Source organism: Prevotella multiformis, assembly GCF_018127985.1.
Lineage (GTDB): Bacteria > Bacteroidota > Bacteroidia > Bacteroidales > Bacteroidaceae > Prevotella > Prevotella multiformis.
In genome coordinates this window covers 1,192,640-1,204,290 of record NZ_CP072357.1, presented here as the reverse complement: position 1 = coordinate 1,204,290, position 11,651 = coordinate 1,192,640, and the positions used below count along the sequence as shown (strand labels likewise).

6 protein-coding genes are annotated in these 11,651 nt (G+C 53.5%); 2 read left to right on the top strand and 4 right to left on the bottom strand.

Annotation, left to right across the window (positions count from 1 at the left end):
* Positions 1-158 precede the first annotated feature (158 nt).
* Positions 159-2,282 (top strand): S46 family peptidase, encoded by a 2,124-nt coding sequence (locus tag J4864_RS04845; RefSeq protein WP_211813904.1) that lies wholly within the window; start codon positions 159-161, stop codon positions 2,280-2,282.
* 459 nt (positions 2,283-2,741) lie between these two features.
* Here the strand turns inward: J4864_RS04845 and J4864_RS04840 are convergent, their stop codons facing one another.
* Entirely contained in the window at positions 2,742-4,643 is a 1,902-nt protein-coding gene (locus tag J4864_RS04840) for a DEAD/DEAH box helicase (RefSeq protein WP_211813902.1), read from the bottom strand.
* Between the two features lie 776 nt (positions 4,644-5,419).
* Here J4864_RS04840 and J4864_RS04835 point away from each other — a divergent pair.
* A complete protein-coding gene (locus J4864_RS04835; RefSeq protein ID WP_211813900.1) occupies positions 5,420-6,517 on the top strand; it encodes a lactonase family protein in 1,098 nt (365 codons plus the stop codon).
* 849 nt (positions 6,518-7,366) lie between these two features.
* Here J4864_RS04835 and J4864_RS04830 read toward each other — a convergent pair.
* The 3 genes from J4864_RS04830 to J4864_RS04820 all read right to left on the bottom strand — a co-directional run bounded on the left by J4864_RS04830 (position 7,367) and on the right by J4864_RS04820 (position 11,620).
* Complete coding sequence (locus tag J4864_RS04830; protein WP_211813898.1) at positions 7,367-8,248, bottom strand: carbohydrate kinase family protein; 882 nt, start codon at positions 8,246-8,248, stop codon at positions 7,367-7,369.
* Positions 8,249-8,255: 7 nt separating this feature from the next.
* Positions 8,256-9,413, bottom strand: a complete 1,158-nt coding sequence (locus J4864_RS04825) for an MFS transporter (RefSeq protein WP_211813896.1) — start codon at positions 9,411-9,413, stop codon at positions 8,256-8,258.
* A gap of 311 nt (positions 9,414-9,724) precedes the next feature.
* On the bottom strand, positions 9,725-11,620 hold the full coding sequence (locus J4864_RS04820) for a glycoside hydrolase family 32 protein (RefSeq protein ID WP_211813895.1): 1,896 nt from the start codon (positions 11,618-11,620) through the stop codon (positions 9,725-9,727).
* Positions 11,621-11,651: the final 31 nt, after the last annotated feature.

Genomic DNA, 11,651 nt, shown 5'->3' with positions numbered 1-11,651 from the left:
AGACGGCTTCTGAAGGAGAATGGAGAGGAAAAAGAACGCAGCCGACGGCACCGTCTGTCAAAAACCTCCGACTGCCGAAACATATTCCCCTTCCCCCTCCGGCTTCTTGAACTCCCAGGAAAGCAGTATAAATATATCATTCAACAAATAATACGAATATGAAAAAATCAGCTTTGCTTATCGCCGGACTTCTCGCATGGGGAAGCACATCCATGCATGCCGACGAAGGTATGTGGACGCTCTACAACCTCCCTGATGCGGTCTACGAACAAATGGTTGCCGAGGGATTCCAGCTGCCTTGCGACATGCTTTACAACTCGCCCGATGCCATCAGCAATTACGTTGTCAACTTTTCGGGATTCTGCTCGGGTGTCGTCGTGTCGCCGGATGGACTTGTGTTCACCAACCATCACTGTGGCTTCAGTGCGATCAATGCCCATTCCACCGTTGAACACGACTACATGAAGGACGGATTCTATGCCAGGAACTATGTCGAAGAACTGCCCAATGAAAACATGTTCGTGTCGTTCATGAAGAACCAGCAGGACATCACGGACCGTGTCAATCGACTCATTGCAGGCAAGGATGCCGAACAGACAGAGGCCGCCATCGACTCTCTGACGAACCACATGACCGACTCCGTAAAGGCGATTGACAAGACCTTACATGTGACCATTGACCCGTTCTACGAGGGAAACAAGTATTACGCAACGACCTATCAGGACTTCCCTGATGTCCGGCTGGTGTTCACCGTGCCCAAGAGCATGGGAAAGTTCGGCGGAGAGACGGACAACTGGATGTGGCCGCGGCAGACCTGCGACTTCTCCGTCTTCCGCATCTATGCCGACCCCAAGACCAACGGGCCGGCGGCCTACTCAAAAGACAACGTACCTTACCATCCTGCTCACTGGGCGCCGGTGAGCCTTGAAGGCTACAAGGACAAGGACTTCGCCATGACCGTGGGTTATCCCGGTTCGACCAGCCGCTATCTGTCATCGTATGGAATACAGCAGCGTCGTGACGTCGACAACACGACCCGTGTACAGGTGCGTGACATCAAGCTCGCCATCATGAAGAAGTACATGGACCGGAACGAGAAGACCCGCATCCAGTATGAGAACAAGTATGTCGGCTCTGCCAACTATTGGAAGAACTCGATGGGAATGAACAAATGTATCGATTCCATCGGCCTTATCCGGCAGAAGGCGGAATACGAAGCGAAGATACAGAAGTGGCTTGATGCCAAAACCGTGAAAGACCCGGCTGTAAGCGTAGACTTCGCCAAGCTGGGTAAACTCTATGAGACAAGCAGGGAACCGGCATTAGCCCAAGCTTATTGGAACGAATCGTTCTGGAGGACATCGGAGTTTCTCCAAAGAACCTTCGACCTTTCGCGCGGAGCCATCGAGCCGCAGGGACCGAAAGACGACCCCAAGCAGCAGTACATGCAGTTCAAGGACAACAGCGATGAATGGAATCTGGCGCTCGACAAGGAGATGACAGCGGCCATGCTGAAGAATTATGGTGAGCATGTGCCGGCCAGGTATCTTCCGGATTTCTACGGGAAAATCAAGGGCGAGTTCGGCAACAACTACAAGAAGTACACTGACTGGCTGTATGCCCACAGCAAGCTGCTGACAAAGGGGTATAAATTCTATAACGATGAGAAGAACCTCATGGACCCGGGCATACAGCTGGGTGTCCAGCTCATCATGGTCTACCAGACAATCATGGCGGATCTGACAGAAAAAGCCGAATCCATCGAGAATGAAGAGAAGAAACTCTGTGAAGCGAAGGTGCAGATGGAGATGGATATGCCCCATTACAGCGACGCCAATTTCACAATGCGTCTCTCTTACGGACAGGTTGGGGGCTATATGATCGGTGGCTTCAACAGCAACTATTATACGACAGCCGAGAGCATTGTCGAGAAGATGAACCGCGGTGCAAAGCTCGAAGACTACAAGGTGGAACCTGTCATGAAGAGTCTGATGACCGTCAAGGACTTCGGCCGTTACGCTGACAAGACAACCGGAAAGATGCAGCTCTGCTTCCTTACCAACAACGATATTACCGGCGGAAACTCCGGCTCACCGATGTTCGACGGCAAGGGACGTCTCATCGGTCTTGCCTTCGACGGCAACTGGGACAGTCTTTCCAGCGACATCAACTTCGACCGCAACCTTGCCCGTTGTATCGGTGTTGACATCCGTTTCGTCCTCTATATGATGGACAAATGGGGACATGCCGACCGCCTGCTGAAGGAAATCAACCCGCAGTAAGCAAGGTGCGGCGGCACAGCAAAGACGAGTGCCCTCTCAAAGGTAAGCCTCTTCCCGACATCCGGCTTACAACGACTGTACAACAAGCAGACAGCCCTGTCCCGGTTCCGACAGGGCTGTCCTTGTTTCGTGAAGTATCGGCAGAGGGCAGCGTAGGACTTTACAGCACGGGTCTTTTCCCTGCATGAATGTCAATGGAGAAAGCCGTCCGTGATGCCTTGCAGGAATGTTGCAGACACTTTGTACGGGTAAGCGGACGTGTCAGGACCCGCTTCCGACGGAAGACAGCTGCCGACTGCAAAGAACAACCGCTACCAGAGAGTCAAAAACTCGATGATAGCGGTTGTTCTGATGTTTATGAGGGTTTGATACGGTCAGCAGGGAACAGAGGTCTTTCCCGATTCGGAGTTCCGGCACGTTCTCATGCCGTTCCCAAAGCCCGGAAACGATGATAGCCGGCTACTTCTTCGGCCGGCGGCGTGCCCAGCCTTCCTCCGAGAAGTCCGGTTCCTCGCCTTTCAGCTTGGCCGTCGCCCCCTTCATGAGTTCCTTCCAGTCGTCCTTCTTGAACTTGTGCTGTGCGAAGGAGAAGTCCTCTTCCGGTTCCCGGCGGCTGCGTCCCTTGCGCTCCCGGCTGTCCTGCCGTCCTTCTCCCCGGCTTCCGTAACCGCCCCGGCCGCTGGCTGCCCGGCCTCTGTCCGACCGTCCATGCCCGCCTTCTTCAGCGTCATTGCAGCGTACCTTGCGTCCCTTGTACGTCGTGCCGTCCAGTGCCCGCATCACCTTCTGTGCATCCTGTTCCGGCACTTCGATGTAGCTCTGTTTGGACAGCAGGTCGATGTGTCCTACCTCCTGATGGCCGTGTACGTTCTTGTTGATGAACTGCATCACCTCGCCCGGATAGAATCCGTCGGTCTTGCCGAGGTTGATGAACAGCCGTCTGTAGCCGTTCTCTGCCTTGCGCTGGCCGCGGCTGCGTCCGGACTTTCCCTCTCCGCGGCCGCTGCGGGAACTCTCCCGTGAGCTGCGTGACGACGGTTTCTCTATCTCCGGCGCATTCTTGTAGTAGTTCAGGAAACGTCCGAAAGTGGCTGTGACGATCTTCTTGATGATATCTTCCTTGTCGATGTACTCGAACTGGCGGTTGATGTCCGTCATGTATGGTTCGATCTGTTCCTCGTCGACATCCGTCTTCAGGATGTCGTCCATGGTCTTGAACAGCTGTTTCTTGCAGATTTCTTCCGGTGTCGGCAGCGTGCCGTCCACGAACTCCTTACCGATTTCCCGTTCGATGTTGCGCACCTTGTGCTTCTCCCGGGAGTGGATGATCGAGATGGACGTGCCCTTCTTGCCCGCACGGCCTGTACGTCCGGAACGGTGGGTGTAGTTCTCGATGTCGTCCGGCAGGCCGTAATTGATGACGTGTGTCAGGTCGTTCACATCCAGTCCGCGTGCCGCCACGTCCGTTGCCACGAGGATCTGCGTGAGGTGCGAACGGAACTTCTGCATCGTGAGGTCGCGCTGCTGCTGGGAGAGGTCGCCGTGCAGCGATTCGGCGTTGTAGCCGTCCTTGATCAGCTTGTCGGCAATTTCCTGCGTCTCCACCTTCGTGCGGCAGAAGACGATGGCGTAGATCTTCGGATAGAAGTCCACCAGCCGCTTCAGGGCAAGGTACTTGTCGCGGGCATTCACCATGTAATAGATGTGGTTGACATTCTCCGCACCCTCGTTGCGGCTGCCCACGACGATTTCCTTGTAGTCGTGCAGATAGCCCTTTGCCACCCGTTCCACGTCACGGCTCATCGTAGCCGAGAACAGCAGGGTGTTGCGGTCTTCGGGCACACCGGTCAGTATCTCGGTGATGCTCTCCTGGAAGCCCATGTTCAGCATCTCGTCGGCCTCGTCCAGAACGACGTTCGTCACCTTGTCCAGGCGTGCCTTGCCGCGGTGCATGAGGTCGATGAGACGGCCCGGCGTAGCCACGATGATCTGTACGCCATGGCGCAGCTGATGAATCTGCGTCTCGATGGAGGCACCGCCATAGACGGCGGCGATGTGCAGATGGGGGATGTACTTGCCGAAATCCTTCAGGTCGTCTGCAATCTGCAGACAAAGCTCACGTGTCGGACTCAGCACTACCGCCTGAGTGTCCTTGCTGCCGGTGTCGATCCGTTGCAGCAGCGGCAGGCCGAATGCGGCCGTCTTGCCCGTACCGGTCTGTGCCAGTGCGATGACGTCGTTTCGGTTACCGAGCAGATAGGGGATTACTTCTTCCTGTACAGGCATTGGATGTTCAAATCCAAGCTCACTGATGGCGCGGCGAATCTCTTCGCTCACACCCAACTCTTCAAATGTCTTCAAATTCGTTTGTTTATGATTTATTATCCTAATATAATAAGGTAAGTGCGCCACCAAACGAACCCACAGAAAGACACTCGCCTGTGACTGGCTTCCATCAGTCAGCACGCAGACTCTCAGGTGGCATATTTACCTTTATCGGCGTGCAAAGGTACGGCAAGATTTTGAGATGAGCAAATAAAACCGTTTAAAATTGGCCTTAATCCCTGATTTCTATACCGTTTCAGGGTGTCTGCCGGCCCGCTTCCAGCCGGCCATGCGCCGGACAGGTCTTACAATCCCCGTGCCGTGTAGAGAAATGGCCGATAATTGAATATGAATGCCGTGCGTCTGTTATAAAGTCTAAAAGCACCGTTAATTATAGGATATTTTACATTCTATTCTGCACTTTTTTTGTATCTTTGCCCTGTCAAATAGAAAAATAGTCGTTATTAAAGTTAATTATTTGAGTTAGTACAAGAACACACGGCTTGCGTGAGCAAGTCTGATGTTAAACGAAAGGCTTCGCAGGGATGCGGAGCCTTTTTCGATTGTCAGGGCCGCAAGGAGCCGTGGTTCGCATGGGCGTGACGGTACCGTGCGGCGGTCGATGTTTCGGGTGGGAATCCGGCTGGTGGATTTTCCGAATCTGCCTTAAACAGTGTCATTGAAGACAAAGAAAAGTAAAAAACAGAACAGGTTCACATCTTTTTCTTTACTTTTGCAGGAGCGTGACAGGAGAAGATCCGTCTTCGGGTCAGCGGAAATGAACATTCAAAACAATCAATCAAACCCATCCAATGAAAGCAAAAACACTTGTTTTAGGCATGATTGCCACGGCTCTGCCGACATTCAGCATGGCCGGGAACGACCTGGACATGGTTGTCGGGACTTATACCGGAACCGGGAGCGAAGGGCTCTACTCCTTCAGTTTCAACCAGACTACCGGTGTCGCCGCGCTGCGCAGTACGCTGGAAGTGATGAATCCGTCTTACCTCGCCTTCGCCCGTGACGGACGGCATCTGTATGCCGTCAGCGAGAACAACGATGCGACGGCGACGCTCAACAGCATCGCCTTTGATCCGGTGACGGGCAACATGTCGTTTATGAATTCCCAGCTGACCCATGGCAAGGATCCCTGCTATGTGGCGACAGACGGGAAGGTGGCGCTTACCGCCAACTACTCCGGCGGCAGCCTCTCCGTCTTCCCCGTCCTGCGGAACGGGACCCTGGGAAAGATGACGAAACAGTTTGCCGGCTATAAAGGCGGCCCTGACCGTACACGGCAGAATGTTCCGCACATCCACTGCGTGCGCTTTGCCCCCGACGGATTCGTGCTGGCAACGGATTTCAGCGCCGACCAGATTCTCACGTTCAGATACGACAAGGCGAAGGGGACGCTCTCGCCGTACGGCATTGCCACGCACGTGAAACGAGGCTCAGGGCCGCGCCATCTCGTCTTCTCGCCCGACGGCAGGCATGCTTACCTCATGAGCGAACTCTCGGGCTGCATCACGGTCTTCGACTATGCCAAGGGCGAACTGAAAGCTACGCAGACCATCCTTGCCGACGATGCCCATGCACGGGGCGGGGCGGACATCCACGTCAGCCCTGACGGCCGTTTCGTCTATGCCAGCACACGCCTGAAGGCGGAGGGCATCACCCTCTTCAGGGTAGAAGCGGGCGGGAAGCTCGTCAGGATAGGGAAGTGCCGTACAGGCAGCCACCCCCGCAGCTTCACGATCACGCCCAACGGGAAATACCTGCTTGTAGCCTGTCGGGATGCCGACAAGATACAGGTGTTCAGCCGTGACAAGTCCACCGGACAGCTGCGCGATACCCGTCAGGACATACAGCTGCCCCGTCCGGTGTGCATACAGTTCTGTCCGGCAAGCTGACGGGAAGAGAGACAGCCGCCGCAGTGGCGGAGCCCGCTGAAGGTGCATCCGACATTCCGCCTGTCACCGGAATGTCGGATGCACCTTTTCTTTTCCGGTAAAGGGTGGCTTCCTGTGTCCCCGGTTTGAATGCGGAAATCCGGCTGTCGGATCATCCGTTGACACGAAATAATTTTACAATCCACGTGCCGATGACCGTCTGTTTCCCTCACTGCCGTACCCGTTCAAAGGCAAGGGATGTGGGGTCATCTTCTAACCGACCCTTGCCTGACTTCCAATCAACGCCCGTCAGCGTTCTAAGGGGTGCTTGTCTGCATGGCAACCAACGCCTGTTTGGAGCGTAATCAGGCACCTTTTGGAAAGAGAGTTGTATGTGCTTGACTGTTAGTGATTTGTGAATCACCTTAAACTCTGTTTCCTCTTGCTCCGCAGTCGTCCTCGCCGGATGGCGGCATGACGGCATTGTCCCGGCCCTTTCCCTGTAACGGGTGGTAATTTATCCTTACAAATCAAAGGAAGGCTTCTGACGGTTTCCCATTCTGCATCCGATCTTCCCTGACCGATGGGAAAATACTCCCGCCTCCCGCTGCACATTGCTGTTTCGGAATCACAGGACAGGCGTGATGGTATCTTTCTTCTTCAATCAGGGAGGTGTGGGGCTGTCGGAGGACGGAGGTCTGACAGTACACGGAAAGCCCGGGCTGACCGTTGGAAGGGAGTCCCTTCCGCTGTCAGTCCGGGCCGTCCATGTCTATCCTGAAACATCTTTTACCCGATACCTGCCGGTATTGTCTGTGTTGTGTTGTTGTTACCCCTTTGGGCAAAATCCGTACGCGGCGGCCGATTTCCTTACTTGACCCTGTCGAGCAGTTCCCTGGGAAGTTTCGGCATGGCGCCGTTCTGCGTGCAGACGTAGGCACTCACCTCTACGGCCAGCTTGTGAGCTTCAGGGATAGGCATGCCGGCGAGGATGGCGGATGCAAAGGCACCCGTGAAGGAGTCGCCGGCCCCGACGGTATCGGCTACCTCCACCTTCGGGGTCTCCTGATACGACTGCAAGTTGGGAGCAAAGACATAGGATCCGTTCACGCCGCAGGTAAGTACGAGCATATCAAGGTTGTACTTGCCCAGCAGCAGCCAGCACTTGTTCTCCATGTCGAGTCCCGGATAGCCGAAGAGCCGGCCGATCGTCACCAGTTCCTCATCGTTGATCTTGAGGATGTCCGCCTGGTGGAGCGAGTGGGTAATCACCTCTTTCGTATAGAAGTTCTGGCGCAGGTTGATGTCGAAGATCTTCAGGCAGTCCTTCGGCGTAGCGTCCAGGAATTTCTGGATGGTCTGCCGGCTCACGCTGCTGCGCTGTGCCAGAGAGCCGAAGCACAAGGCACGGCAGTTCCGGGCCGCCTCTTCAATCTCGGGCGTGAAGGGGATGTTGTCCCAGGCCACGCCCTCTTTGATGTCGTAGGTGGGAACACCCTCGCCGTCGAGTTCCACCTGCACGGTACCCGTCTGATAATCTACCTCGGGCATGAGGTAGCGTACCCCTTTCTTGTCGAATTCATCGAGTGTCTCCTTGCCGAGTGCGTCATTGCCGACGGCACTGATGGCAAGCGACTCATGACCGAACTGTCCGGCGTGATAAGCGAAGTTGGCAGGTGCGCCGCCGAGCTTCTTTCCTTCCGGAAGACAATCCCACAATGCCTCTCCGAGGCCTACGATTACTTGTTTCATATTGGCTTTATTTGTTCATTTTAGGAATGTACGTAAACAGGTAGCATACGCCGACCGCCATTACAATGACAGCTCCGATCTGTCCGATGGCATCGCTGGCAAAGCCCATGAGGAGCGGGAAGACAGTGCCGCCGAAGAGTCCCATGATCATCAGTCCGCTCACCTCGTTCTGCTTTTCCGGCACACTCTGCAACGCACGGGCGAAGACCATCGAGAAGACGTTGCTGTTGCCATAACCGACCAGGGCGATAGCCACGAAGAGGACTGCTTTCGACGTTCCTACCGCCATGCCGATCATGGAAAGCGCCATCATCGTGACGGAGATGATGAAGAACACCTTGTTGTTCATCACGCGCAGGAAGAAAGAACCCGTCAGACAGCCGAGGGTACGGAAGATGAAATAGAGCGAAGTGGCGAAAGCAGCGTCATTCAGTGTCATCCCGAGACGCTCCATGAGAATCTTCGGAGCGGTGGTGTTCGTACCGACATCAATCCCCACGTGGCACATGATACCGAGAAAACTCAGCAGGACAATGGGCTTCCCCAGAAGGCTGAGACACTCCGTGAACGAGCTTGCCTTGCCTTCTATGGGTTCTTCCTCAATAGGGGTAGAGAAAAGCAGGAGGCTGGCCAGGACACCGATAACGAGGTAGATGGGGAAGAGGACACGCCACCCGAGGCCGAAAGCCGGAATGCTTGCCTGTGCTCCCCACATGGCAAGATAAGGTGCCATGAAGGATGCTATCGCCTTCACGAACTGCCCGAAGGTAAGCGTCGATGCGAGGTTGCCGCCTTTCATCACCGTTGAAACCAGCGGATTCAGCGACGTCTGCATCAGTGCATTGCCGATGCCGAGCAGCGAGAACGACACGAGCATCAGTCCGTACGACTCGCCGAAGACGGGCAGGAGCAGTGAGAGCAGTGTGACGACAAGGCTGAGCAGCACCGTCTTCTTGCGTCCGATCTTGTTCATCAGCATTCCCGTCGGGACGGAGAAGATGAGGAACCAGAAGAAGACAAGGGACGGAAAGACATTGGCTGTGGAATCCGACAGATGCAAGTCGCTCTTCACATAATTGGAAGCAATGCCCACCAGGTCGACAAAACCCATTGCAAAGAAGCAAAGCATTACGGGCAGCAGCGTGAGTTTATTGGTTTTCGACATAATCTTTAAATTTTAGTTTTGTGTAAAGTGATTGTCTTGATTTCGATTGCAAAGTTATGATTTAGCAGTGAAAACGGCTTTTACTTTCCGTTCATTCATCGCAACAAATGTTTCCCAAAGGGATTTTCTTGCGACAAATGAACGAGATGTTACATTCCCTTATGCTGCGTTACTCACCTCTTCACTGCACGAGTCTTCCCATTACAGCCCTTTGCAAGAATCTTGTTGCAGGGACTGGGGAGGAAGACAAGGTTGACCATAGTCATCTTCCCGACAGTACCAAAGCCTCAACGCAGCAGAAAATCAGCAAATTACAGCCTCAGCTCACTCACCTTTATATTCCTGTAAGCGGCCTTGTTGCCATCAGAGTAGAACTTGACAGATGTGTATGGCTGCGTCGGGAACACAAGATTAGTCATTGCAATACGACCGCCATTGACGAAGATTTCAATTGAACACTTGTCAACAAAGACATCCAGATGATAGGTCTTTGAGTCGCAGAGACTCAACGGAGCCCATGTGCCGAGTGCAAAGTCATTCTTATAATTGACTGAATTCAACTTGCGGAACGGCTCCTTAATCTCACGGTGTTCGTGCAGGTCGAATTCCTTTTCTATCTTATGGGCTTCAGCCTTCTCACCGAACTTAGTCCTACCACTCTCCGTTCGGTCCATGACAAGCCTGCCAGCCTTCATGTCGAAATAGATGTTCACCTTCTCACCCTTTTCATTGTAGAGGATGAAACCAGTCCTGGCAGCATCACCGGGAGTAACGTCCATCTCCATTTCAAAGGCATTCTCCTTGCTGGAGGAGAGACCCTTTGAATCCTTCCCCTGCGCAATGACCAAGTCAGGCAGACGTTTGAAAGTCTTTCTCAGTCCGGCAACTTCGGGTACGACATTGGACGACATATAAATCTGTCCGTCCTTGCCAGTAAAGAGTTTGAACTCACGTGGGAGAGTGTTGGCACCACGATACTGGCGGATAGGAGTAACGTTGGCATACTGCCAGTTGCTCATCCACGCAATACCCAGTACACGGTCTTGGACACCAGAGAAAGTTACAGTGGCGTAATGATCCTTGCCATAATCGAGGAATTTGGCAACAGAAGGCTTGCTATCGCAGACAAAATTCTTCCCATCGAAGTCACCGATGAAGTATTCCGTAGCACTTCCGCCGAAGAGACAGCCCGGATTTATGTTGACTATCATCACCCATTTCTTCTTGTTCGGGTTTCCATCAACAGGCAGCTGGAAGAAGTCCGGGCACTCAAACTGGTTAGGCTGTGCGCCATAACCCTGACCGAAAGCACTGACATAAGTCCAATCCCGCAGGTTAGGTGACGAATAGAAACGCATCTCCTTGTCGGCTGAAACAATCATATACCATTTCTTCAGCGGTGCATACCAGAACACCTTCGGGTCACGGAAGTCCTTGAGTCCGTCAAAAGGAGTAAGGACTGGATTTCCCGGATACTTGTGGAAGGTGTAACCGCCATCGGTACTATATGCCATGCACTGTATCTGACCGTTCTTGTCACTGGCTGATGTATAAAGGGCAACAATGGCATCCTTGCCGTATTTCGCTGTACCCTCCTTATCGATAACAGCACTTCCCGAGAAGATATGTCCCATCGGGTCACGTGCAATTGTCGGCTCAACCTCTTTCCAATGGATAAGGTCGCGGCTGATGGCATGCCCCCAGTGCATGTTACCCCACTTGGAACCGTATGGATTATACTGATAGCAGAGGTGATAGACGCCATCCTTGTAGAACATACCGTTAGGGTCGTTCATCCAGCCATACGAAGGAGTGTGATGGTAAGAAGGGCGGTAGAAGTCGGTATTGGTCACATCCCAGACATTTGAAAGTTTCATCTGTCCCTTCTTGAGTGCCAGTGCATCAGCCTTCAGGTTGAGAATCTTAACGATGGAAGTCCCGCCTTTATTGAGCTTGAAAGGCACGCAATAGTCGGTTTTTTCTTGTGCCAACCGTACATCCATCCACGTGTCGGTCGCTTTTCCGTTGTCAAGGAGCACCTGCGCCTCGTCCTTCTCCTCCTCAACAGGAAGGATGAGATACCGCGGTGACTTCTCAATCTTCACGATGGTGGTATCACCAGCACGTGTAATCTTCATTGTCTGTGCAGTGGCTGACAGTGAAAGTGCTGTCAATGCAGCACATAGGATAGTATTCTTTCTGTTCATAGCTGTTTTTAGTTATGGCATGTTCCAGTCA